This window comes from Ruegeria sp. Ofav3-42 (genome assembly GCF_022347725.1).
Classification (GTDB): domain Bacteria; phylum Pseudomonadota; class Alphaproteobacteria; order Rhodobacterales; family Rhodobacteraceae; genus Ruegeria.
In genome coordinates, this window is the sequence record NZ_JAKRGB010000019.1 from 1 (window position 1) to 23,568 (window position 23,568).

The following is a 23,568-nucleotide window of genomic DNA, read 5'->3' on the forward strand; positions in this document are numbered from 1 at the left end:
TCGCTCAGCCCTAACAATCCGATATCACCGCCTCGAGGCATTTGACGCCTGGAATGCTGCCACTCGAGCCGCTTGAAATCCGAAAACTAGGATCTCTGTGTGAACCGCGGGTTAACGTGACAACACCAACCAGAGTAATTCTCTGGGTTTTCAAAAATCAAAAAACCTGATCACTTCGTTCTACGAGGCACTTACAAGCACGGCCAGCGCAGAATTCCCGACGGCAATTGAGCAATTCTGCGCCGAAGACCTGCTGTGGCGCGGCTTTCACCCGTTTAATGAAATCACCGGTGGCAAACAGGTGGCGCGCGAGTTCTGGCAGCCCTTGAAACGCCTTCAGCGTCGTCAGGGCATCTTTTTTTTGCCGGACAGAACTCGTTGAAAAACGACGGTGGCATTTGGGTGGTTTCAATGGGGCAACTGATGGGCCTGTTTGACCAACCCTGGCAGGGCCTACGACCAACAGGAAAACTCGCTTTTCTTCGGCATTGCGAATTCAACAATGTGTCTGATGGAAAGATAACCGAAACAGCCATGTTCTTCGACATCCCCCATCTAATGGCGCAGGCAGGCCAGAACCCCTTCCCGCCGCAGACAGCCGCTCACCTCGTCCAGCCCGGACCTTTGACCCACGACGGTATTCTGACACAGGACGCGTCAGGAAGAAGGACAGCGCACCCTCGCTGCCATCAACGCGATGAATTCGGACCTGGGACAGTGGGACAGCGGTCTTTCTCTGACCGAAGAACTGGCGAGAACATGGAACGACGACATAATCTGGTGGGGGCCGGAAAGTATTGGCGCGACCTACACGATCGAACGTTATGCGCAGCAGCATTCAGGGCCTTTCAGGGCCGCCTTCTCGGAAAGGTCAAAACAAACCATATCTGTCGCCTGGCCGAAGGCCATTTCGGCGGATTTTTTTGAATGGCTAAACTTCTCAACCGTTCCAGCCGGCGTTTTTATGGGGATGCCCGCAACTGGGTCTGCCGGCGAGTTTCGCGTCATCGATATCTAGCGTTGGGCTGGTGACAAGCTGGCAGAGAACCGGGTTTTCATTGACCTTCTCCACTTCTGGAAACGGCAAGGTGTCGACATTCTGACGCGCACAACAGGAATCGAAACGTCATGAAATTCGATGCGCATCACCACCTGTGGGATCTGAACGCCGTGCATTACTCATGGCTTATGGAAAAGGGTGCCAAGTGTTTCTTTGGCGACCCAAAACCAATTCGGCGCGATTTCCTGCTGCCCGAGTTTCGCAGGGATTCCGAACCCCATGGCTTTTCCGCATCGGTCCACATTCAAGTGGGTGCTGCTGACGCGTGGGCCGAAGCGCAATGGGTGCAAGCCATTGCCGATCAAAATGGGGACTGGCCGTTGGCGCAAGTTGCATTTTGTGACCTCACCTCGGACGACCTGACACACCAGTTGGATCGGCTGCTAACCTTGCCGTCAGTGCGGGGCGTACGGCAGATTGTCGGTCGGTCCCCGGGCGAAGATGCTGAGACAGGCACCAACACATTACTCGCGAACCCAAAATTTCTGACGGGCCTGCAACAACTGGGCGAGCGCGGTCTGTCTTTTGATCTCCAGTTGCTGCCCGAACTGATGGAGCAGACGGCCTCGGTCTTGGAACAAGCACCGAAGACACAAGTCGCTTTGTGCCACGCCGGGTCACCCCATGATCGTTCCCAAAATGGGTTGGATCAGTGGGGAGCCGCTTTGAAATCGCTGTCCAGCTTGCCGTGCGTCTATTGCAAACTTTCTGGTCTCGGCATGTTCGACCATGATTGGACCGCACAAAGCGTAAAGCCGATCGTGGAAACATGTCTGACGCAATTTGGCGCTGAGCGCTGCTTGTTCGGATCCAATTTTCCAGTCGACAGCCTCAGGTCCACCTTCGGTGAGTTCATGTCCAGATACCGGAAACTCGTTTCCGGGAACAACAGTCAGATGTGTTCTACAAGACCGCCGAGCGTTTCTGCCGTTTTGGCTAATGTTGGGTTTCGATGCCGAGTCTTGCGACGACACGTGACTTCAGTTTCTGAGCACTCGTGCCACGTGGAATGACGGCCATTCTACGAGCCGGATCCGGAAATGTAATTTTGTTTCTTTCTTGCCGCTAAATTTGAAACATCATGACAATCCTGCGTCGATGGTCTAATTGTACATTTTACGTAAGAACAAATTCCCGGTGACGTTTGTGGAACAGGTGGCCTTTAATTTTGAGATGGGCGTCGTTTGCGCCCTTCTGGCTTTCACCGTTTTCCTCTTTGTATCCGAAATCGTCAGAATTGACCTGTCTGCCATAATTGTTTTGGTCGTCATTGGCCTTCTCAGCTATGCGCCCGGCCTCGAAAACCTCGCTAATGTTCCGCACCTGTTTGATGGTTTTGCGTCCAATGCGGTGATTTCGATAATCGCAGTGATGATCGTCGGCGCTGGCTTGGACAAGACAGGCATTATGAACAGGGTCGCAGCCGTCATTCTGAAATACGGTGGTACGTCCGAGAACCGAGTGGTGCCTATCGTCTCGGGCACCGTCGGTGTCATTTCATCGTTCATGCAGAATGTCGGGGCAGCCGCATTGTTCCTTCCAGTCGTCAGTAGAATATCGTCCAGATCCGGCATCCCGCTTTCCCGGCTGCTGATGCCCATGGGTTTCTGCGCCATTCTGGGCGGCACGATGACGATGGTTGGCTCGTCCCCGCTCATTTTGCTGAATGATCTGATCCAGACCGCGAACAGGGGCTTGCCGGACGGTCAAAAAATAGAGCAGTTTGGCCTGTTCTCGGTCACTCCGATCGGTATTGCCCTGATCCTGACCGGTATCATTTACTTCCTGGTGCTGGGTCGCTGGGTGCTGCCGGGCGATGCGGGCTCTGACAACACCGGAACCGGACAAGGCACACAAGAATATCTGCAACGCGTCTACGGGTTAAAAGCGGATGTTTTTGAGGTCATCGTGCCAGCGGAGAGCCCGTTGGTGGGACAAATTCTGGCTGACATCAACCACGAAAACCATCTGTACATTATTTCGACATTCTATCGCGGCAAGACCTCGATGGTTCAGGTTTTGACGGCGGAAATTGCAGCGCCATGCAGGCTTGCAATCATCGGTCGCCGCTGGGTGGTTGAGGAGTTTGCGCAAAAATTCGGGCTGACGGTCCTGCCAGATCTGGACATCTTCGTTGAAGAGTTTGCACCGACCAACGCCGGTATTGCCGAAGTTGTCGTAACGCCCGACAGCAAACTGATTGGCAAATGTCCGCGCGAACTGCTGTTCCGCAAGACTTACGGCATGTCTCTGCTTGCCATCCATCGCGGGGAAGAGACGCTTAGTCACGTTGAGACCGAAACACATGAATCCACTCAAATCGGACTTGAGAAGTTCCAGGCCGGCGACATGCTTGTTGCGCATACGAGGTGGGACAACCTCATGCGGATCAAGCGGGACCCGGATTTTGTTGTTGTCACAACGGACTTTCCTCAGGATGAGTTGAGACCGCAGAAAGTCGGCTGGGCCTTGGCTTTCTTTGCCATTTCCTTGTCTCTGATACTGTTCACCGATGTGCGCCTGTCGCTATGCCTTTTGACCGGGGCCGCCGGAATGATGCTGACGCGAGTGCTGAGCGTAGATGAAGCTTATCGTGCAGTTGGCTGGAACACCGTCTTTTTGCTCGCGTGCCTTATTCCCTTGGGCCAGGCCGTGCAAAACACCGGCACGGCCGCGTGGATCGCCCAACAGATCATGATAATTCTCGACGGCTGGCCGATCTGGTCGCTTCAAGCCGGTGTTGCAATTCTGGCCACTGCGTTTTCGCTTGTGATGTCCAATGTCGGGGCCACCGTGTTACTTGTGCCATTGGCCGTATCAATTGCAGTGGCAGCAGGCGGAAACCCGGCTGTTTTTGCACTGACAGTCGCAATATCAACGTCGAACAGCTTCATCATTCCAACCCATCAGGTAAACGCGCTTATCATGGGTCCCGCTGGGTACAAGGTCATGGATTTCGTTCGTTCGGGCGGGGTCATGACGATCCTATTTCTGGTTGTTTCCCTGATCATGCTCAACGTGTTGTACTGAGGTCGCCTCTTTTTCGCTTGGTGGGTCATAGCTCCTAGCGGTGGCTCACCAGACGCGGGCTTGCCGCTGTTTGCAACGTCAATTTCCGCGTGACTGACGGCACCAACTACCGTTCGCTGAACGCTCGTTCCATTGTCAGCTGCACTGGCTTTAACAGATACGCCAACAGCGTCTGTTCTCCCGTGGTCATTTCCGCGACAACGGTCATCCCGGCCTGAAGGGGGCGTTCCCGGGGTCCAGCACCCACCTTGGCATCGGCCAATGCGAACGACGCACGGAAATAGGTTTCTCCGGTTCTTTCATCAGTCAAAGGCACGGGGTAGATGTATTGCAAACGCCCTTCGACCTTTCCGAACCGCCGCGCATCATATGTATCAATGCTGACCGAAACCGGATGATCAGCGTCAACATGACCGACCTCGGAGTTTGCAATGCGTGCTTCAACGACCAAGGCTTGGCGGGTCGGCAAAATCTCAAAAATCACTTCCCCGGGTGCGATAACTTCTCCGGGGTTAGGATAGGTGACCGCCTGCACGATCCCACGCGCCGGGGCAGCAATGTTAAGTGCCGCCAGTTTCGTGATGACGGAGTGCAGAGATACATCCAGCTCCGACCGTTTTTGTTCCAGCTCGGTCATTCGGGTCAGCATTTCGTCCCGCAACGTCAAAGTCTCCTCAGCCTTGGCCGCTTTGGCCAACATCAATGCGCTTTGAGCCTCAGCAAGGCGCACACGGGCATCCGAAGCGGCGGCACGTACGGCGTCAACTTCATCCTCTTCCTCAAGGAAATCACTCAGGGACTTCAATCCTTGTGCGCGTAGCTGCGCGAACCTTTCCAGGATCTCTTCCTTTTTCTGAACGCGATCCTGGGCAAACTGCGCTGCCTGTTCCAGGATGCCGAGCGTTCCCTGCTGTTGCGTGATCGTAGCGTCTTGAATGCGTTGACTCTCAGCATAAAGTTCCAACCGCGCAGCGGCGACGATCAGGCCTTTATCCTTGAGGTCATCTATATCCGAAACGCCAGGCAAGCTGCCGCGATCTAACATTTCAAGCACAACAGATGCAGTGGCCAAGTCACGTTGCACTGCTGCAAGCTGTCCTGTCATCACGTCCCGTTCCATTGTCAGGTCCGGGTGATGCAGCTCGACCAGCAGGTCTCCGGCCTCGACATACTGACCGTCGCGAACGTGGACTGCACGAACGATGCCGCCCTGCATCGTTTCGATTTGCGGATACTCTCCGACGGGCAGGATCGTCCCGGGGGCTCGAGTGATCTGGGGCACAGCGGTTTGCCCGGCCAAGAGGATAAGGCTCCCAATCATGATAAACGTTGCCATAGAGAGGAATGCGGCGAACCGAGGCCGTTTCATCCGACGTTTCCAACCAGCGCGTTCCATCGGGCCAGCGGTGCGGCTTTCATTGAAGTTGTATCTCACTATCCCCTCCCCAGCGTTTTCAAAACGGCCTGAAGCTTCCTTCGCCCAGCGTCACCTGTCCCGTTCACGACGACCCGGTCGCCATTCAAAAAAATGAAGCGGTCGGCAAGCTGCACAAAAGATTGATCCGCCGTAGCGATGACCACAGTGCGTCGCCCTTGCTGCGATTGAACCCAGTCCCTGAAACTGTGTCGGCGATGATCCGAAAGGCTGTTGGTGGGTTCTGAGAACAGGTAAATCGAGGATTGGCGGGCCATGCAGCGTGCAAGCACCACGGACTTCAAGGTTTCCGCAGGCAGGCGCGCCAGATCGCGATCCGTCAACCGAGTGCCGATACCGTCGGGCAATAGGTCTTGATCATCCAACAAATCCATTGCACTCAGCGCAGCCTTGATTTCGGCGTCAGAAACCGACGGCGAAGCCAACCTGAAGTTCTGAGCAATCGTTCCGTAGAACAAGGAAAGGTCATAGGTCGCGTAAGTGATGGACTTGCGTCGCTCGTCTTTGGCGATCTGGCGAATGTCGACGCCATCATGCTCGATCGTTCCGGCCAGAGGGGTGTAACTGCCGTCGATCAAATCCAACACTGCTGTGCGACCGGCGGCGTCGCTGCCCATGACCAAAACTACTTCGCCCGGTTCGCAGTTAAAACTGGCTTGGGACAAGACAGGTGCGTTCAATGGATCAGGTCGGAACGTGACAGAAGAAAACGCGATGGCCCCACTTAGGGTCTTTTGGTGCGTTTGCTCCAGCCCCACCTCCATCTCTTCATTGAGGCCCAGAACGCGGTCAGCCTGATTTCGACTACTTCGGAAGGACAGTATCTGCGGAAAGTTGGTGTAGAGCGACTGGATCGGGGCCAGAATTTTGGACACCAGCGCGATGGAGGCAATCAAGCCGCCAAAGCTGACTTCTCCGATCAATGCACCATGAGCACACAAAATGATGGCGCCCATCGTGGCCAGCGCTGAGACCGACTGTGCTAGGGACTGCGATAGTGCCTGAAACTGACGCGCACGGCGTGTGCTTGATTCAGCGTTTTCCGCCATAGGCATGCAGCGTTTCAGCCATTGATTTTGCATACCGAGATTGGCAATGGCCCGCTGATGACGTATCGTATCCAGCATCGCGGACTGGCTTGCTGCAGCTGCTTCTGCGGCTTCCTGATCCAGCCTTTTTTGGCGTGGAATGGTGATTAACCCAACCGCGATCAAAAAAGTGGCCAACCCGAGTGTCAGCAACCCGACCTGCGGCGCAAGATAGACGAGAACCGAGAAGAATATCAACACAAACGGCAAGTCCAACAGAGTCGTCATAACCTGCCCGGTGAACACATCTCGCAGGGATTCAAACTGACGGAAACGCGAAAGCTGCTGATCAACATCTGACTTTTGGATCTGGCTGATGGGCAGCGACATAAGCTTGCGAAACAACGCGATCATCAACTGGCGTTCCGCGCGCCAGCCCGCATAGGCCAAAGCCCTGGTGCGTGCATGACGGAAGCACAGATCGGACACGCCAATGATGACAACGCCGATGGTCAGAGAAATCAACAAATCAACAGAGCCCGATGGGATCACCCGCTCGTAGATTCCCATAATCAGCAAGGGCACCATCAGCCCTAGGATGTTGGACAGCAACGATGCGGCCACCAACCAGGGCATCATCGGCCCCAGCTCTCCGAATGCCGAGCGCACGGATGTGAATCGCTTTGCAACCTGTTGTTGCGTAGATGGGTCGATGCGGATGACTGTGCACCAATGGCGACCGGGTTTTAGGTGCCTCAGATCCGGATTTTGATCGTCGCTGATTTGCAAGTCACCACCGTCGCGGTTCAGCGCCAGATAGCACGCGCCATTCTCTGGTACGATCAACGCGGGGCACTCTTGTGCCGTGATATCGCGTTCACGGCATCTGATCTGCGTGTAGGGGAGTTTGAGATTGTCTAACGTCTCAAAAAGGTCTGCCGGCCGAAGCTTTTCGGACATATGCGGAAAGGCCTCCAGCAGCCTGTCCTGATTGTTTCTCCAGCCACCCGCCAACAGTAGCTGATACAATAGCCGGCCGACGGTCTGAGCGTTCATCACAGTCACGCGGCACCTCTGCTCAAAGCCTCTGCCGTCGCGATCTCAAGGCCTGCATCCACAGACCATGCCGCCAAGTCTTCGGACTCGGGTAGGGTTAACCGGACAGACTGATCTGAGAACTGCTTCATCCGTGGATCGGGACTGGCCAATATCATCGTAGGTCGCGGCGACAAAGATTTTAGATAGTCGGCCAAAGCCTGACGTTCAGGCATATCCAGAACAGCTGTCGGCTCGTTCATCAAAAGCACCCGCGGGCGCAATGCCAAAGCTCGCGTCAGCGCGATCAACTGCCGGTTCACGGGGTCCGATTCAAATCCTGTCCCGGTATTGAGCCGGGTGGCATAGCCCATGGGTAGTCGGTGAATTCTTTTTTCCAACCCAAGTGCCAAAGCAACTTTCTTGGCCCGCGCTGCCATCGCCGCATCGCCGAAGGCGCTGATGTTATCGAGTATTGTTCCAGAGAGGATCGCGGGCTTGGATTCAAGCGCGACCAGTGCGTCCTGTCCCCGTCGTCCAACTTGTTGCGATGCCGACAGGTCATCGATCAGCACCTCGCCCTTCTCAGGCGTTCGTTGACCCATCAGCGCATCAAACAAGGCATCAATCATCCAGCTGTCAGTTGCCTCAATCAAAACAGCGCTGCCATGACCCGCTCGGAAAGTTATCGGAGAAAAGGTTTTACCTTCACCACTCAGCCTACTCATGGATAGCTCCGAAACGTCAATCTTCCCAACCAAAGAGCTGGTAGGGGAATCCGCGCTTTGACTGGTTTCGATTTTTTCCATTTCCTCTAATCGCGCCTTTGAAATGGCTGTGTTTTCCGATTGAACCCACAGCGCCATAAGCTTGGTCAGAGGTTGGACAATTCGGCCATTTAACAGCATACAGGCTGCCAATTCCGCGATGCCGATTTGATTGGAAATCACGAGGTATGCCCCAAGCAACCCCATCGCCGCCACTGTCATCTGGGAAAAAATCGCGCCAAAGCTTTGCGAAAACCCCGAGAACTGGATCAACGTCTTACTGAGGCTGACGGTCTGATCCTCCAGCATCTCAAATCGGCGGGCCATTTGCGGCTCCATCCGGTTTGCCTTGACCGTGGACATGCTGGACAAAATCTCGGACAGAAAGGCATAGCGGCGCGTATCCAGGGCTTTGCGATGCCTGAACAAGGCCCATTGCGCGCGTTTCATGACGCCCGCAAAGACGGCCACTACGCAGAACGAACCCACCGGCACTAGAAAAAGCCACCCGCCAATCAATCCGATCATAACCGCAAACAGAACTGTAAATGGCAGGTCAATCGACAGCGCCTGCCCCTGGCCGGAATGATAGTCTCTGAGCTGACCGATTGCCGCGTAACGCTCGGCGAATGTGCTGGCAGGCTCCCGTGAAAAGGCCAGGGTATTCGCGCCGAGGACTTTGGTCATGAAATGGCGGTAATTCGAAATCGCAGCACCCTCGGCGGCGGTTGTCAAAAGGATGGACCGGCTTTGTCTTAGCAGAAATTCAATCCCGGCTCCGATCAATAACGCCACAGTCAGAACCCGCAGGGTCTCTGTCGACTGAAATGGGATGATGCGATCGAAGATGAGCAAGATGGAAATTGGCATCAACAGAGACAGGATGTTCAAAGACAGCGACGCAATCCAAAGCGGGATGTAAAATTGCGGTGCCGAGATGCGGCCAACAAATTCACGCGGTTCCATATCGCCCTTCACGCAACTGATGTTTTGGGCAGGAGTGACTGGTTCCTATTTAGAATTAGTAAACTCGGATATGGCGGACTGGCAATAATTTCCTTTAAAATTTAGGCACTTAGTTTGACCTCATTGGCCGACGGCATGCTACCCAAAAGGTTGAATCAGCACGCATTTCGGGGTTTGGCATTATGGGTAGATTGGAAGACAGCCTTAGTTACCACGCTCGGTCTGCCAAGGCCGATTTGGACGAGAGGCAGGAAATCGTCTCTCACGCATCGCGCAGTGCACCCGGAGCAAACGACGATCCCACGCGCAGCACCCTGCACACAGGCCAACAGTTTTCCGGCAAGCTTGAGGTCCAAGTTCGAAACGATGGTGCCCCGGAGGACCACAACAAACCTAGCGCGCAAGACCACCCGCAAAGAGGGGAAACACGAGCAGAACCTGAGACCCACTCCCCCGCTCCGATCGCCACCCCGATCAACACGGAGGCATCAAATTCCGAAGCTGATGCCCAGAAAACGTATGACGGCAGCGTTCCTAGCGAGCATTTCATCGTCCCGAACGAGCCGCGCAATCCGACTTTGCAAGTCGAAATGACCCCGGCAAGCAGGCCTGCGGAGTTTTCAAATACGCCAAATGTGGGTGATATGGAACCAACACTCGAGGCGCCATTCCCTGAGCAGAACGAAAATCACGCCCCACAAGACATCTCGCTGGACAGCGCGACCGTTGCTGAGAACGCCCGGGGGGGCGTGATCGGCAACATCACAATTGTCGACCCAGATGCATCAGACACGCACAGATTTGACATTTCCGGCGACCGATTTGAATTCGTCGACAGCCAGCTGAAGCTCAAGCCCGGCATCGCGCTGATCCACGAAGACGCTGCGCAGATCGAGGTCGATGTCACGGTCACTGACGCCAAGGGTGCCAGCCTGTCCGAGCGAGTTACCGTGGACGTTCAGGATGTGAACGAAACGCCCGAGGCAATCTCGCTGGACAGCGCTTCCGTGGCCGAGAACGCCCAAGGGGCCATAATCGGCAACATCACAATTGCCGACCCCGATGCATCGGACACCCACAAGTTCGACATTTCCGACGACCGGTTTGAAGTTGTCGACGGCAAGTTGAAACTCAAGCCGGGCATCGCGCTGAACCACGAAGACGCTGCGCAGATCGACGTCGACGTCACGGTCACCGACGCCGAAGGTGCCAGCCTGTCCGAGCGCTTTACTGTGAACGTTCAGGATGTGAACGAGGGACCATCACGGCTCGCGATGCAGTACGACGCTGACAACCTCGTAAGAAATGGAAGTTTCGAAGAGTTCGACCTCGAAAAAGGAAAATGGAAGGGCTTTGACGCCGACAAAACCGGATCCTGGAAAGATACCAATGGTATGGAAATCTGGGACCAATTGGGCGGTACAAAAGCGTCCGATGGGGACCAACTGCTTGAGATGGACCACGACCGGGGCATCGACAGCATCTCTCAGATCATCAATACAGAAGACGGTCAGCTTTACGACCTGAGCGTTGACCTCCGCGAACGTCTTGCCGGTGGGACCGATACGGTCGAAGTCTATTGGAACGGCAATCTGATTGCAGAGTTGGACCCGCAATCTGCCGATTGGGAAACGTTCCAGCTCAAGGTCGTAGGAACAGGTCAGGATACGCTGGAACTGCGGGAAGCCGATGGCGAGAACGACACCTACGGAGCACTGGTCGACAATATCACACTGACCGCTGCCGAACAGACTGTGGCCGAAAACGTTGAAGGTGCCGTTGTCGGGCAGATCAGCTTCGATGAACCGGATCTGAGTGACTCGCACCGGTTCGAAGTGTCAGATGATCGGTTTGTGGTCGTCGACAACCAACTGCGCCTGAAACCGGGGGTCGCGCTGGATTTCGAGGGTGCCTCATCGATCACAGTTGACGTAACTGTGGTTGACGAGGGTGGACTAAGCCAGACTGAGAGCTTCACCGTCAAAGTCGAGGACATGGATGAGATCACGTTTTCTTCTGGGTTTCATGCCAAGTTTTTCGAGGTTGATCATCGCCTGTCCAAGCTCGATGACATCGATTGGAACGCAGAGTCAGCCCATCAGGAGGTAACGTCCGACGTCAATTTCTCAAACGGCCATGAGTCCTTTTGGGAAGGGGGCTCAAAAGACACGTTTGGAGTGCAGATCACTGGGAATGTCGAAGTTGAGGAAGGTGGAACCTTCACATTCTTTTTGGGTGCCGACGACGGCGCGATACTGGTCATAAACGGCGAGCCGGTCGTTGAAAATGACGGGGTGCACGGGTTTCGGACCCGCTCGGGTAAAATTGAACTGGAGCCGGGCACTCATTCGATTGAAATCCGGTACTTTGAAAACTATGGTCGGGCCGGGTTAAAACTTGAGTGGGAAGGTCCCGGTTTGGACGGGCGCGAGCTTGTGACAGCCCCGGATTCATCCGCGGCCCAGACCGTCGCTGGAATGCCGTTGGCGTTTGAGGTCGACTTGGGGGCGCTCAAACCGACAGACGAAACCAGATTTGAGCTGGGCGATTTACCGGAAGGAACGATTGTCGACACTGGCGGCGTTACTTATGCGGCAGACACGGAAGGTAGCATTGAGCTTGCGGGGTGGCGCGGCGAAATGCTGACCATCACGCCACCTTCGGACTATTCCGGTACGGTTGAGGCATCGTTGCGCCATTCCACGCCCACGGGCGAAAACAGCAGCCATGACGCTGTGCAGAAACTGGCTTTCGAAGTGAATGAGGCGGCTCTGAGCGCGATTGACGCCAAGATGGTGGGCGGCTTCCATGCCAGCTATTTCGATGCCGACAACAGGCTGTCAAAACTGGATGACCTAAACTGGAACGGAACGCCGACGCATCAGGAATTCGTGCCTGAAATCAATTACAAAAACAGCGCAGACTCGTTTTGGGAAGGCGGATCAAAAGACACCTTCGGTGCAAAACTTGAGGGTAGAATCACAATAGAAGAAGGCGGGTCCTACACGTTTTTTGCCGGTGGCGACGATGGCGTCGCAGTTTTCATCAACGGCGTAGAAATCATCGATAATGATGGGTTGCATGGATTCCGAACGCGATCGGGTCAAATCGACCTGGAGCCCGGCTGCTATGACATCGAGGTCCGATACTTCGAGAATTACGGCCACGCAGGGCTTAAACTGGAATGGGACGGTCCGGACTCCAACGGGCGCGAGCTTCTGCAACCCGATCCCGGAACCACAATCGGTGAAAACGGCACTTTCGAAGTTGGGCTTGAACTGGATAACGCTGGTGATCAGGCTGTCGTATCGCTGGACGGGTTCCCGGCAGGCACGTTGTTTATCAGCGGCGAGGATGCGGTGATGGCGGATGGCGGGCCAACCGATTTATCCGGCTGGTCCCTTGATTTTCTCGAGATTTCTCCGCCCCCAGGCTTTGAAGGATTGATTGAGGGAGAGATCATCGTAACGGACACCGGCTTCAACGGCGCGCAAGTGACCTCTGAAAGCCCGTTTGTTCTGGAGGTCGGACAGACCGACCACGGTACGCCTGATATTAGCCGAGACTTGGCCGAGACACTCTCGGCAACCACAGGGCCAGAAACGCACACGCCATGGAACATGGATCATCTGCAAAGCGAAAATGAGGATGCAGATGTTATGGCCGAGGCGGTCTTGACCAATCCAGGGTCCGAGATTTCGTGCATTGAGACAGAAGCCTACGAACGTATCGACTGGTGACCCTACCTCAAGAAGCCCATCTTTCGCACTCAACCTACCTTGGCCACGCCTTCAGTCGCGTTTTCGGGCAACAATCCACGTCGGTTGATATGTCAGCGAAACGCCAGTTTCGCTACCGAAGTACCTGACGTACTGGTCAGTAAATTGATTTAGACTGGTCTTTGTCCAGCCTTTTTGTGCACGCCCGTTCACCCCTGTTCTCCGCAGATGCTCAAGGACTTTTCTGGGTGAGGCGAAGTGCATTTCCCGAATGGTATCGCCAGTGCTTATGATCTCTAGCTCATCCCGCACCGCGGCAGCCAGATCTTCGGATCGGCAAAGACCCGGTGCTTTGGCCGTTGATCCAACTTTCACCAGCTCGCGATACTGTTCCGGTCCAAAGCCGGAAACCGCCAACCACCCCCCGGGCGTAAGTGCAGTGGCCGCCTTTCGCAGAAATGCGGCAGGGTCACGCAACCATTGGATCATAGACGCGGACGCGATGAGGTTTGGCTGGCCTGGCCAGTTAAGTGTTTCGGCATCACCGCACAGAAAATCAGCACCAACGGCATAGGCAGTCTGCTCGGCTTCGGGCGAAAGGTCATTGATCATCAGCGACCGAAACTCAAACGTCTCGCAAAGCCTTTGCGTCAGATGGCCGGTGCCACAGCCAAACTCCAACCCAAACGCAAAATGTTGCGGGGCGCCGCCGGTGCGCATCTCATGCACCAGGTGGTTCGCGATTTGGGATTGCTGGCTTGCAGAGTCATGATAGCTGCGAAAACTGCGGCTAAAACTGCGTTGAACGCGTTCGGCTAATTGGGCGTTCATGCGATCCACTCCTCCCAGCTTTGACCACTGCGAAACGGGATATGCGGGGCAGAGATACTACGGATTGCGGACTGCTGGGATGTCCAGGCGACTTCCTGTGCGTGTGTTGGGATGACCCGATCGCGCTGAGGAATCCATACCCGGTCAAATGCCATTTCCGGGGCATCGCCGCGTTCGATCACGGCGTGAAGTTCAGCCCGCGCTGCGTCAACGTCAATCGCAGGGACCGGCCCCTCCATCCCGGCGCGGCGGCAAAACTTGGTAAAGCTGTTTTCGGTCAATTGATCAGCCGTGGCACGGATCATTTCTGGCGCGATGCCGCGCTCAGCATCTGCCGGACACAGAGTCCCGCTGACGGCAATCAGCCGATAGGGTCGGAAACCAGATTGGGTCAACCAATGGGCGGCGGACGCCACACCAAATGAAAAGGCGATCAGGTTGACACGGTCATATTGCGTGAGGTCATCAAGCGGTTCGTCAAGCCGGGTATAGTCATCGACCAGCAGAACATCTCCGCCCCCGCTGAGGCCGGTAAACGGGGCAGCACCAAGAGCCCACCCTGCAAAGACCAAGATCAGGTCATCCGTGCCAGATCGCGACAACCAGCGCTGTTTCATGACATGCTCCGAACCAGTGAGACCATTGCGGACGTCACCCGGCTCAGCTCTTCCGGCGTGATGATGTAAGGCGGCATACAGTAGATGTTGCGCGCAAACGGACGCAGCCAGACTCCGGTGTCGGGTGCCAGAGCATGCGCGATCGAAGGATCAACCCACTGCTCCATTTCGATGACCCCGATTGCACCCAGCACGCGGACATCGGCAACGCCGGGCAATCCACGCGCCGGGGCGAGCTCATGCTTCATCTGGTCGGCAATTGCGTGCACCTCGGTACGCCAATCTCTGGCCGACAACTGGCCCAGACTGGCTATGGCCGCAGCGCAAGCCAGCGGATTGGCCATATAGGTCGGCCCGTGCATCAAAACACCTGCTTCGCTTTCGCCAATTCTGCGCGCGACGTTTTCGCTGGTGATTGTTGCAGCCAGCGTTATGTGCCCCCCCGTCAGCGCTTTGCCCAGACACACGATGTCCGGCACCACAGCGGCATGGTGCATCGCAAACAGCTCTCCGGTCCGACCAAACCCGGTTGCGATTTCGTCGAAAATCACAAGCACATCGTGCGCTTTGCACATCTTTTGCGCCCGCTGCAACCATTTGGGGTGATAAAAGTACATGCCGCCCGCACCCTGAACGACGGGTTCAAGGATCAGCGCTGCGATTTGATCGGATTTGGTTTCCAGAAGCTCTTCCAAAGCGTCCAGCCCATTCAGGGTTGTATCATCCGTCCATTCCTGATCGAACGAGATCGGCGGGCACGGTAGGAAATGCTGGATCGACAAGGCTCCGCTGAACAAACCATGCATCCCGTTCACGGGATCGCAGACACTCATCGCCTTCCAGGTGTCACCGTGATAACCGCCGCGGATCGTGGCGAATTGAGTACGGCCAGTGTTCCCAAGGGCCATCTGGTACTGAACGGCCATCTTCAATGCCACTTCAATCGCAACCGACCCGCTGTCACTGTAGAAAATGCGGTCCAGCCCTGTCGGCAGCAACTCAACCAGCTTGCGGCCAAGGTCAATAGCGGGCTGGTGCGTCAGGCCGCCGAACATCACATGTGGCATCCGCTGCAGCTGCGCCTGCATTGCGTTGGTAATGGCAGGGTTACGATGTCCGTGTGCCGCACACCACCACGACGACATCGCGTCGATCATCCGGGTCCCGTCCTCGCGGGTCAACCAGACACCCTCGGCGTCGGTGATCAAATGCATCGGGCCGGGGTCCAGCACGTTTGTATAGGGGTGCCACAGATGGCGGGCATCAAAATCCAGCGAGTTCACAGGGCACTCCGGATCAATTCGACGTCAATGGCCCCAAAAGCATCGGACAGGGACTCGCGAGACAGGGGATTGAGATGCGGTAAACGCCCCAGGTGCGCGACCTTGCACATCTCGGAAATTGTCTGTTCCACATCAGGTTCGGCGTCTCCGACGAACGCCACTCCGACAACATTGCATCCCGCACTCCGCAGGGCCATCAGAGACAGGCTGGTGTGGTTGATCGTCCCAAGCTCTGTGCGCGCCACCAGAACAACGGGCGCGTTCCACAGTGCGATCACATCAAGGAAGAAGCTTTTACGGTTCAACGGCACCATAACGCCGCCAGCGCCTTCCACAACCAAAGGCCCGGTGACCTGTGGCAACACAAGCCGGTCCAGTTCAATTTCAAGGCCCATCTCTTCCGCCGACAAATGCGGCGAGGCTGGCATATTCAGCCGATAGGCCTCGGGCAGGACCTTGGCACCGGACAGAGTTTCAACGGTTTCTGTGTCAGTTGCGTCCTCAAGCCCGGATTGCACGGGCTTCCAATAGCATGCGCCCAGCGCCGCCGTCAGACCAGCGGCAAAAACTGTTTTACCCACACCTGTGTCGGTTCCTGTAATGACTACGGTACTCATGCAGCCTCCGCCTGTTGATGCGCTAGTGTTTCGAACAGCGCGGTGATGTCATCCTCGTCGACATTGCCGGTGATCGACACCCGCAATCGCGACGTGCCACGTGGCACCGTCGGGGGCCGGATACCACGAACGTCGAACCCCTTGGCCTGTAACGTTGCGGCCATTTCCATTGACCTGGCTTCGTCACCCAGAATGACTGGAATAATCTGGCTGTTAAGCGCCTCTTCAGGGACACCGTGTTGCTGAGCAACCGCATGAGCGTGCCCGATACGGGCGGTCGCAGCGCGGGTCGCAGCGTTGTCCGATTGCAGGTGCTGCAAAACGGCACGCACAAGAGCGGCATTGAAAGGCGACGGGGCAGTTGCAAAGATGAACGGCCGCGCGCGATTGATCAGGGTGTCGATCATTACCCGTGGGCCACAGATCAAACCGCCTGAAACTCCCAACCCCTTACCGCATGTATGCAGGGTCAACAGATCAGCATCCAACCCATGAGCCAAACCCTGCCCATTCGAGCCGAACACGCCGGTCGCGTGCGCTTCGTCCACAACCAAAATCGCACCATGCTCGCGGGCCAGTTTGGAAAGCTCTTTCAAGGGCGCGATTTCACCCTCCATCGAGTAGATGCTTTCCACTGCAATCCAGATTTGGCCAGTTCCACCACCTGCCTGCCAGTCGGCGATGGCGCGCCGCGCATCGGTCGGATCATTATGGACAAAGGCACGGGTCTGGGCGCGCCCTATGCGCATACCTTCATGCGCGCTTGCATGCACCAGAGCATCGTAAAGGATCAGATCTTCGGCCGCCGGAAGCGTCGAAAAAATCGCCTGGTTTGCCTGAAACCCTCCGCCCATGAACAAGGCGGCTTCGGCACCGAAAAACGCGGCGGCCTCTTCTTCAAGGGCTTCATGTTCCGGGTGATTCCCGCGCAGCAGCCTGGATCCGCCAGATCCCAACGGCACGCCCTGGTCTAACGCTTTTTGGGCGGTATCATGCAACAGCCTCGACTGAGCCAGCCCCAGATAATCATTGGACGCGAAGTCCAATCCGCTCCGGGGTGCCAACACCCGGCGGCGATGTCGGGTGTCCAGCACTTCGAGCATTGAGTGCAAACGACTCAACGCCTTCATTCAGCAGCATCCAGGCAGGATTTTTCAGCCGGTGCTTCGGCCTGCAACCCAAGTTTGGCAAATAGCACAGCGTCAGTGTCTTCTTCCGGGTTCTCTGCAGTCAGAAGAGTTTCGCCGACGAACATCGAGTTCGCGCCGGCAAAGAAACACATAGCCTGCAGCTCATCACTCATTTCGCTACGGCCTGCGGACAGGCGCACGTAGGATTTCGGCATCATGATACGGGCCACTGCGATCACGCGAACGAAATCAATCGGATCAATCGGCTTGGCATCTGCTAAAGGCGTGTCTTCCTGCGGCATCAGCATGTTGATCGGCACAGAATCCGGAGCGGGGTTCATATTGGCCAGCGTCACCAGCATATCGACCCGGTCCTGAACCTCTTCGCCCATTCCCAGGATACCGCCCGAACACACTTTGATCCCTGCTTCCTGCACCCGGTTCATCGTGTCGATCCGGTCTGCAAAGGTACGCGTCGTGATCACTTCGGAGTAATACCGTTCGGACGTATCGATGTTGTGATTGTAGTAGTCGAGTCCGGCATCGCGCAGGCGGATCACCTGGTTGTCGTCCAGCATGCCCAGCGTCATGCAGGTCTCCATGCCCATGTCGCGCACACCTTCAACCATGGCTACAAGCGCATCCATGTCCCGATCTTTAGGTTCGCGCCAAGCAGCACCCATGCAAAAGCGTGTTGCACCACCGTCACGGGCTTGGCGGGCCTGGCTTAGAACACGTTCCACTTCGATCAGTTTGGAGGCAGAGAGTTTCGATCCGTTACGGGCCGACTGCGAGCAATAGGCACAATCCTCGGCACATCCGCCAGTTTTGATTGATAGCAGCTTGGATGTCTGGATCTGGTTTGGATCAAAGTTTTCGCGATGCACCGTCTGGGCGCGAAACAACAAATCCATCAGTGGAAGGTCATACAGTGCTTGCGCAGCCTCACGGGACCATAGCGTGGCGGTGTTTTTCATTTTATCGATACTTTTCAAAAGACATCATGATTGGCTGATCTTTTATAGATAAAGAAGAGAATCACAACTGGAATTTACCGCCCGCACCTAACAGGCGGATCCTCGCACCTATTTGGAAGCCCTAAAAACGCGCTGCCGCAGCAGGTAGACACATCACACGCATGTCCCAAGATCAGCGCATTCTAGCGCGTGAGCCGTCGCGGCATTCGTTTAGCGATTTTCGGATTTAATGAGATCTGCGGCTTTCTCGGCAATCATAATCACTGGCGAGGCCGTGTTACCCGATACGATTTTCGGCATGATCGACGCATCCACAATGCGCAGCCCGGTCAAACCGCGAACCCTCAGCTGAGGGTCAACCACCGCCCGGTCATCCATTCCCATCTTGCAAGTCCCCACCGGATGGAAAATCGTCGTGGCAATATCCCCGACCGCCTTAACCAAGTCGGAGTTTTCTCTGATTGAAGGCCCAGGCAGGATTTCTTGTGGCTCGTATCGCGACAGCGCTGTTGCGGACATGATCTGGCGGGCTTGGCGAACAGACTCCACCGCAACAGCCCTGTCCCGCGGCGCGGACAGGTAATTGAGCCTAATATCGGGTTGCTGATCGAGATCACGAGAGCTGACATGGCTGCTACCAATGCTCTCTGGTCGAAGATTGCATACCGAAACGGTAATGGCCGGAAAGGGATGCAAAGGATCGCCCAGCTTGTCCGTAGACAGAGGCTGTATGTGGTACTCCAGATCCGGTGTCGCGAGCGCAGGGTCAGATTTGGTGAACATCCCGAACTGACTTGGGGCCATAGACATGGGCCCCGACTGCCTTAGTGCATATTGCAGAGCGATCCGGGCTTTGCCGAACAAAGAGTTTGCCAGCGTGTTCAATGTTCTGGCGTTGCTGACTTTGAACACAGTTCTGATCTGCAGATGGTCCTGCAGATTTTCACCAACCCCTGCGCTTTCATGCTGCACCTCAATGCCGAAACCGGTCAGCACATCGCCGCGACCTATGCCAGATAGCTCCAGAATCTTCGGAGAATTGATGGACCCGGCAGCCAATAGAACCTCTTTTTGAGCGATGGCATCAACGACCCGACCTTTGTGGCGAAACCGGATTCCCCGAACAGCCTTTCCATCCAGGATCAGTTGGTCCGTCGTGGCTTCCGTCACGACCCTGAGATTTGGGCGTTTCATCACGGGCCTCAAAAAACCCTTTGCTGTATTCCACCTGACGCCATTGCTCTGGTTGACCTCGAAAAACCCAGAGCCTTCATTATTGCCTTCATTGAAATCATCACGCGGGTGAACACCAAATTCTTTGGCACCCTCTTGCACTGCTTTTAGGATGTCCCAGCTCAGCTTTTGTTTCTGCACTTTCCATTCGCCACCACTGCGATGGTACTCACTGTCTCCGCCGTGGTGATCTTCGGACTTGAAGAAATAGGGCAGAACATCGTCCCAGCCCCAACCAGTGTTCCCCATTTGCCGCCAATGATCATAATCCGCCGCCTGCCCGCGCATGTAGATCATTCCATTGACCGAAGTGCAGCCGCCCAGAACCTTGCCGCGCGGATAGACCAAAGATCGGCCGTTCAATCCGGGCTCGGGCGCGGTCTTCATCATCCAGTCGGTGCGCGGATTGCCGATGCAATGAAGATAACCAACGGGGATATGCACCCAATGGTAATTGTCGGACTTGCCGGCCTCCAACAACAGGACACGTGTTTTAGGGTTTTCGCTCAGACGGTTCGCCAGAACGCATCCTGCAGTGCCGGCACCCACGATGATGTAGTCATAGTCGCCATCAAGGCGGGTCGTATCGCTCATAGTCACTCTCAATCAGACCGGCTCAGCCGCAATTTTCAGAGAGTTTACCGACAATTGCGCCAGTTTCCACAGCGCGGCACCCGACATATGATCGCAGGCCTTAAAACTCCGTTAGCCAATGGCCTCAATCGTCTGTCGCGGACACTGTGCGTGCGTTTGCTTCAGCGCAAATCCGAAATCGACTTTTGCAGCGCAACGATCAGGGCATCGCGGTGTTGCGAGAGTTCGGAGGGTGGGCGGCCTTGTGCCTCGGCTTCAACGCCTTCGACCAGTTGCCGGGTGACATCTTTCGACAGGTAAACATCGCCCAGATCCTCCCACCAGCCGTTGAAGGTCTGTGAAAAATGATCGCAAAACGCTTGCAGCCCGCCCTCTCCAGCACCGAGATTGAACAACATGGTCGGCCCCATCGCTGCCCATCTGAGCCCCGGACCTGCCCAGACTGCCTTGTCGACGTCTTCGACGGTCGCAACACCCGATGTGACCAGATGAATGGCCTCTCGCCAGATCGCAGCCTGCAGACGGTTCGCGACGTGACCGGGCACCTCTTTGTTGAGGCGGATCGTGGTCTTGCCCAGACTTTCATAGAAGCCCTGCGCAGCTTCAACAACGCCATCAGCCGTATTTTCATTTCCAAGAACTTCGACAAGCGGGATCAGGTGCGGCGGATTGAACGGATGCCCCAGAACAAAGCGGGCGGGGTCCTTCCAGCCCGCCTGCATCTGTCCAAGGGTCAAACCAGAGGCCGAGCTTGCGACAATGACATTCGGCGCAAGTGCAGGCTCGATTTCAGCAAAGGTCGCATGTTTGATTTCCAGTCGTTCCGGCACGTTCTCTTGTACAAACGCGGCGTCGGCTACCGCTCTGGCGGCGTCCCGGTGAAAGGTGATCGCATCTGGGTTTCCGTGTTCCGCAAGACCCAGCTCTGTCAATGCCGGCCACGCGGTTTTAATATAGGCGCAAACCTTCTTTTCGACATCGGGGTCAGGATCAAACATTGCAACCGAACGGCCCGAAGCAAGAAACAACGCGGCCCAGCTGGCACCGATAACCCCGCCGCCGAGGCAAGCTGTGTGTTGTCTGTCCATCAAAACAATCCCGGATTAAGAGGTGAAGCTGCGGTCATGCCGCCGTCAACTGTAAATAACTGGCCAGTTGCAAACCCGGCCTCATCCGAAGCCAGCCAGACCGCCATGCTGGCAATGTCCTCCGGCCTGCCGAAGCGGCGCATGGCATGTCGGGCCAAGGCATCCTGACGTGCTTTCACGGGGTCCGAGGCGAGATCAAACCCTGCATCCAGCATCCCTGTTTCAATCCAGCCCGGGCAAATCGCGTTGCAACGGATATCCGGGCCATGATCGACCGCTATCGACCGGGTCAGCCCGTGCACAAACGATTTCGACGCGTTGTAGAGCGCCATTGAAGGGTCCGCGACGCGCCCCGAAATAGAGCCGATGTTGATGATCGAACTGCCTTCGGGCATTCGCGGAATGAATGCGCGGCAAAGGTTGAACACACCACGACAATTGGTGCCGATCACCGCCTCCCAATCAGCGTCCGTGCTATCGGCCACGGTCTTTTCGACCTGCACACCCGCGTTATTGACAAGGATGTCCGTTCCGCCGGTCGCATCAGCCAGTTCTTCAACTGCCTCAGCGTCCGTGACATCCAGCGGATACCATATGATGTCATCCGTCAGACCGTCGGGTCTGGGTCCGCGGCCGCAAGTCGTCACCGCTGCACCTTCTCGCCGAAACGCCTCGACAATCCCGCGCCCAATGCCTTGTCGGCCACCGGTGATCAGCGCTCTTTTCCCAGCCAGCCGCATCAGTGAGCCACCATCACATGGCGCACGGAAGTGTAGGCATCCAGTGCGTAAACCGACATATCGCAACCATTGCCTGAGCCCTTCATAGCGGCCCAAGGCATTTCGGCGGCGGGCACTCCATGTGTGTTAACCCAAGTCATCCCATAACGCAGTTGAGACGTCATTTTCATCGCCAACGAAACGTCTTTCGTCCAGACCGACGATGCCAGTCCATATCGCCCTGCGTTGGCAATCCGCAGGGCGTCTTCGGCCTCACTAAAGCGTGACAGGGTGACAACAGGTCCGAAAACCTCATCGCAGGCAATCTTCGCATCGTTGTCCACGTTCGCCACAACCGTCGGCTGGTAGAAGAACCCGGCTCCTTCGCCCAAATTGCCGCCAACAGCGATTTCCGCACTGCTGCGGGCGCGATCTACGAATCCGGCAACTCGGTCACGTTGAACAGCAGAGACGATAGGCCCCATCTCGGTACCTTCTGCCCTTGGCGCTCCGATCCGAATTTGGCTGACCTGATCGGAGACTGCTGCAACGAGCCGGTCATAAACGCCATCCTGAACCATTACGCGGCACGGCTGCGCGCAATCCTGACCGGCATTGAAGAAAGACCCGTACCGGATCGTTTCAGCCACAGCCTCAATGTCAGCATCATCAAACACGATGACCGGTGCCTTGCCCCCGAGCTCCAGATGCACATGTCGGATCTGGTTCGAGGCCGCCCGCATTGCCGCCATGCCGGTTGCTGGAGAGCCGGTGATTGAAATCCCTTCGATCCTTGGGGCGTTGATCAGGTTGTCTCCGATTGAGGCCCCTCGTCCATGGATCACGTTTAGAACGCCTTTGGGCAGGACATCCGCAAGAAGTTCGGCCAGCCGTAGCGTAGCCAGCGGCGTGATCTCGGAGGGTTTCAGCACGATGGTGCATCCTGCGGCCAATGGGGCCGCGATCTTCCAGGCTGCCATCATCAAGGGATAGTTCCAAGGCGCAATCGAAGCGACCGGGCCGATCGGATCCTTGCGGATCATCGAGGTGTGACCAGACACGAATTCGCCAGCCGCCGATCCGGCCATCGTGCGTGCCGCCCCGGCCATAAACCGGAAAGTGTCGATGGTCAGTGGCATTTCCTCGTCACGGGCCATTGGCCACGGCTTGCCAACGTCCAGAGTTTCCAGTTCCGCCAGTTTTTCAATATTTTCTTCAATCACCTCGGCAATTGCCAAAAGATGACCTGCACGTTCAGCTGGTGTTGTAAGGCGATAGTTTTCAAAGGCTTCCTCCGCTGCGCGGGTCGCGGCTTCGATCTGGTCCACGGATGCCTCAGGGACTCGGGCAACTTCCTCACCGGTCGCGGGGTCCAGCACCGGCAATGCCTCACCGCTTCCTTCGACCAACTCGCCGTTAATCAACATCTTCGTCTGCAT

17 protein-coding genes are annotated in these 23,568 nt (G+C 56.1%); 4 read left to right on the forward strand and 13 right to left on the reverse strand.

Annotated elements, in window-relative coordinates; genetic code table 11:
* The first annotated feature begins 697 nt into the window (after window positions 1–697).
* The 3 genes from MHN28_RS25130 to MHN28_RS21180 all read left to right on the forward strand — a co-directional run bounded on the left by MHN28_RS25130 (window position 698) and on the right by MHN28_RS21180 (window position 4,090).
* A complete protein-coding gene (locus MHN28_RS25130; protein WP_370645776.1) occupies window positions 698–1,018 on the forward strand; it encodes a hypothetical protein in 321 nt (106 codons plus the stop codon).
* Window positions 1,019–1,128: 110 nt separating this feature from the next.
* Window positions 1,129–2,073 carry an amidohydrolase gene (locus tag MHN28_RS21175; protein ID WP_239344593.1) on the forward strand — a complete coding sequence of 315 codons (945 nt, stop codon included), beginning with the start codon at window positions 1,129–1,131 and terminating at the stop codon, window positions 2,071–2,073.
* A gap of 160 nt (window positions 2,074–2,233) precedes the next feature.
* Window positions 2,234–4,090 carry an SLC13 family permease gene (locus MHN28_RS21180; RefSeq protein WP_239344708.1) on the forward strand — a complete coding sequence of 619 codons (1,857 nt, stop codon included), beginning with the start codon at window positions 2,234–2,236 and terminating at the stop codon, window positions 4,088–4,090.
* Between the two features lie 106 nt (window positions 4,091–4,196).
* On the opposite strand, the gene MHN28_RS21185 is transcribed toward MHN28_RS21180, so the two are convergent.
* From MHN28_RS21185 to MHN28_RS21195, 3 genes are read right to left on the reverse strand one after another with little or no spacing between them, the layout of a single operon-like run.
* On the reverse strand, window positions 4,197–5,525 hold the full coding sequence (locus MHN28_RS21185; protein ID WP_239344595.1) for an HlyD family type I secretion periplasmic adaptor subunit: 1,329 nt from the start codon (window positions 5,523–5,525) through the stop codon (window positions 4,197–4,199).
* Window positions 5,525–7,609 carry an ABC transporter transmembrane domain-containing protein gene (locus tag MHN28_RS21190; RefSeq protein WP_239344710.1) on the reverse strand — a complete coding sequence of 695 codons (2,085 nt, stop codon included), beginning with the start codon at window positions 7,607–7,609 and terminating at the stop codon, window positions 5,525–5,527. The genes MHN28_RS21185 and MHN28_RS21190 overlap by 1 nt, the downstream gene beginning before the upstream one ends.
* 5 nt (window positions 7,610–7,614) lie before the next feature.
* Window positions 7,615–9,321, reverse strand: a complete 1,707-nt coding sequence (locus MHN28_RS21195) for an ABC transporter transmembrane domain-containing protein (RefSeq protein WP_239344597.1) — start codon at window positions 9,319–9,321, stop codon at window positions 7,615–7,617.
* Between the two features lie 644 nt (window positions 9,322–9,965).
* On the opposite strand from MHN28_RS21195, the gene MHN28_RS21200 reads away from it, so the two are divergent.
* Window positions 9,966–13,061 carry a PA14 domain-containing protein gene (locus MHN28_RS21200; RefSeq protein WP_239344599.1) on the forward strand — a complete coding sequence of 1,032 codons (3,096 nt, stop codon included), beginning with the start codon at window positions 9,966–9,968 and terminating at the stop codon, window positions 13,059–13,061.
* 51 nt (window positions 13,062–13,112) lie between these two features.
* On the opposite strand, the gene MHN28_RS21205 is transcribed toward MHN28_RS21200, so the two are convergent.
* The 10 genes from MHN28_RS21205 to MHN28_RS21250 all read right to left on the reverse strand — a co-directional run bounded on the left by MHN28_RS21205 (window position 13,113) and on the right by MHN28_RS21250 (window position 23,568).
* Window positions 13,113–13,871: a methyltransferase domain-containing protein gene (locus MHN28_RS21205; RefSeq protein ID WP_239344601.1), complete on the reverse strand. Its 759-nt coding sequence runs from the start codon at window positions 13,869–13,871 to the stop codon at window positions 13,113–13,115.
* Window positions 13,868–14,488 (reverse strand): pimeloyl-ACP methyl esterase BioG family protein, encoded by a 621-nt coding sequence (locus tag MHN28_RS21210; protein ID WP_239344603.1) that lies wholly within the window; start codon window positions 14,486–14,488, stop codon window positions 13,868–13,870. The genes MHN28_RS21205 and MHN28_RS21210 overlap by 4 nt, the downstream gene beginning before the upstream one ends.
* The gene (gene bioA / locus MHN28_RS21215; protein ID WP_239344605.1) at window positions 14,485–15,771 is read right to left on the reverse strand and encodes an adenosylmethionine--8-amino-7-oxononanoate transaminase; all 1,287 of its coding nucleotides are present in this window, start codon (window positions 15,769–15,771) and stop codon (window positions 14,485–14,487) included. Before bioA ends, MHN28_RS21210 begins: the two co-directional genes overlap by 4 nt.
* Window positions 15,768–16,388 carry a dethiobiotin synthase gene (gene bioD, locus MHN28_RS21220; RefSeq protein WP_239344607.1) on the reverse strand — a complete coding sequence of 207 codons (621 nt, stop codon included), beginning with the start codon at window positions 16,386–16,388 and terminating at the stop codon, window positions 15,768–15,770. The genes bioA and bioD overlap by 4 nt, the downstream gene beginning before the upstream one ends.
* On the reverse strand, window positions 16,385–17,518 hold the full coding sequence (locus tag MHN28_RS21225) for an 8-amino-7-oxononanoate synthase (protein WP_239344609.1): 1,134 nt from the start codon (window positions 17,516–17,518) through the stop codon (window positions 16,385–16,387). The genes bioD and MHN28_RS21225 overlap by 4 nt, the downstream gene beginning before the upstream one ends.
* Window positions 17,515–18,495: a biotin synthase BioB gene (gene bioB, locus MHN28_RS21230; protein ID WP_239344611.1), complete on the reverse strand. Its 981-nt coding sequence runs from the start codon at window positions 18,493–18,495 to the stop codon at window positions 17,515–17,517. The genes MHN28_RS21225 and bioB overlap by 4 nt, the downstream gene beginning before the upstream one ends.
* A gap of 210 nt (window positions 18,496–18,705) precedes the next feature.
* A complete protein-coding gene (locus MHN28_RS21235) occupies window positions 18,706–20,322 on the reverse strand; it encodes a GMC family oxidoreductase (protein ID WP_239344613.1) in 1,617 nt (538 codons plus the stop codon).
* A 161-nt stretch (window positions 20,323–20,483) separates the two neighbouring features.
* Window positions 20,484–21,410: a 3-hydroxyacyl-CoA dehydrogenase NAD-binding domain-containing protein gene (locus MHN28_RS21240; protein WP_239344615.1), complete on the reverse strand. Its 927-nt coding sequence runs from the start codon at window positions 21,408–21,410 to the stop codon at window positions 20,484–20,486.
* Window positions 21,410–22,150, reverse strand: a complete 741-nt coding sequence (locus MHN28_RS21245) for an SDR family NAD(P)-dependent oxidoreductase (RefSeq protein ID WP_239344616.1) — start codon at window positions 22,148–22,150, stop codon at window positions 21,410–21,412. Before MHN28_RS21245 ends, MHN28_RS21240 begins: the two co-directional genes overlap by 1 nt.
* Entirely contained in the window at window positions 22,150–23,568 is a 1,419-nt protein-coding gene (locus tag MHN28_RS21250; RefSeq protein WP_239344618.1) for a gamma-aminobutyraldehyde dehydrogenase, read from the reverse strand. Before MHN28_RS21250 ends, MHN28_RS21245 begins: the two co-directional genes overlap by 1 nt.

Bases quoted from the DNA above. Each gene is read 5' to 3' on its own strand.
- MHN28_RS25130 (WP_370645776.1), top strand. From the start codon at position 698: ATGAATTCGGACCTGGGACAGTGGGACAGCGGTCTTTCTCTGACCGAA.
- MHN28_RS21205 (WP_239344601.1), bottom strand. From the start codon at position 13,871: ATGAACGCCCAATTAGCCGAACGCGTTCAACGCAGTTTTAGCCGCAGT.
- MHN28_RS21190 (WP_239344710.1), bottom strand. From the start codon at position 7,609: ATGAACGCTCAGACCGTCGGCCGGCTATTGTATCAGCTACTGTTGGCG.
- MHN28_RS21240 (WP_239344615.1), bottom strand. From the start codon at position 21,410: ATGGACAGACAACACACAGCTTGCCTCGGCGGCGGGGTTATCGGTGCC.
- MHN28_RS21195 (WP_239344597.1), bottom strand. From the start codon at position 9,321: ATGGAACCGCGTGAATTTGTTGGCCGCATCTCGGCACCGCAATTTTAC.
- MHN28_RS21210 (WP_239344603.1), bottom strand. From the start codon at position 14,488: ATGAAACAGCGCTGGTTGTCGCGATCTGGCACGGATGACCTGATCTTG.
- MHN28_RS21180 (WP_239344708.1), top strand. From the start codon at position 2,234: ATGGGCGTCGTTTGCGCCCTTCTGGCTTTCACCGTTTTCCTCTTTGTA.
- MHN28_RS21235 (WP_239344613.1), bottom strand. From the start codon at position 20,322: ATGAGCGATACGACCCGCCTTGATGGCGACTATGACTACATCATCGTG.
- bioD (WP_239344607.1), bottom strand. From the start codon at position 16,388: ATGAGTACCGTAGTCATTACAGGAACCGACACAGGTGTGGGTAAAACA.
- bioB (WP_239344611.1), bottom strand. From the start codon at position 18,495: ATGAAAAACACCGCCACGCTATGGTCCCGTGAGGCTGCGCAAGCACTG.
- MHN28_RS21245 (WP_239344616.1), bottom strand. From the start codon at position 22,150: ATGCGGCTGGCTGGGAAAAGAGCGCTGATCACCGGTGGCCGACAAGGC.
- MHN28_RS21225 (WP_239344609.1), bottom strand. From the start codon at position 17,518: ATGAAGGCGTTGAGTCGTTTGCACTCAATGCTCGAAGTGCTGGACACC.
- MHN28_RS21250 (WP_239344618.1), bottom strand. From the start codon at position 23,568: ATGCAGACGAAGATGTTGATTAACGGCGAGTTGGTCGAAGGAAGCGGT.
- MHN28_RS21175 (WP_239344593.1), top strand. From the start codon at position 1,129: ATGAAATTCGATGCGCATCACCACCTGTGGGATCTGAACGCCGTGCAT.
- MHN28_RS21200 (WP_239344599.1), top strand. From the start codon at position 9,966: ATGGAACCAACACTCGAGGCGCCATTCCCTGAGCAGAACGAAAATCAC.